The following is a 471-nucleotide window of genomic DNA, read 5'->3' as shown; positions in this document are numbered from 1 at the left end:
CTCCAGGGCAAGAGCGTCGAGGAGATCGTCAATGCCGCCTACAACACGAATCAGCCGCTCTTCAACAACGCCGGCCAGCACTACAACCACATCCACTTCTGGCAGTGGATGAAGCCGAACGGCGGCGGCGCGATCCCCGGCGCCCTCGCCAAGAAGATCGACGAGGATCTCGGCGGCGCCGAGAAGTTCAAGGCGGACTTCATCCAGGCGGGCGTCGGCCAGTTCGGCTCGGGCTGGGCGTGGCTCGCCGTCAAGGACGGCAAGCTCGCGATCATGGAGACCCCGAACGGCGAGAACCCGCTGGTCCACGGCGCTCAGCCGATCCTCGGCGTCGACGTGTGGGAGCACTCCTACTACATCGACTACCGGAACCGCCGGCCCGACTACCTGAAGGCGTTCATCGAGAACCTCGTGGACTGGGAGCACGTGGAGAAGATGTACGCCGAGGCGACCCGCTGAGGCGTATCGCCG

Annotated in this window: 1 protein-coding gene; it reads left to right on the top strand. The window is 65.2% G+C overall.

Translation table 11 applies throughout. The annotated features are described in order from the left end of the window. Positions 1 to 459: superoxide dismutase (locus tag ACU8YC_RS26865; protein ID WP_446896238.1), on the top strand; the 459-nt coding region annotated here is incomplete at its 5' end. Between the last annotated feature and the right edge of the window lie 12 nt (positions 460 to 471).

The sequence above is a fragment of the Citrobacter sp. VF227 genome (assembly GCF_052950715.1).
The sequence above is the reverse complement of the archived record's forward strand: the minus strand, read 5'-3'. Positions and strand labels throughout refer to the sequence as shown.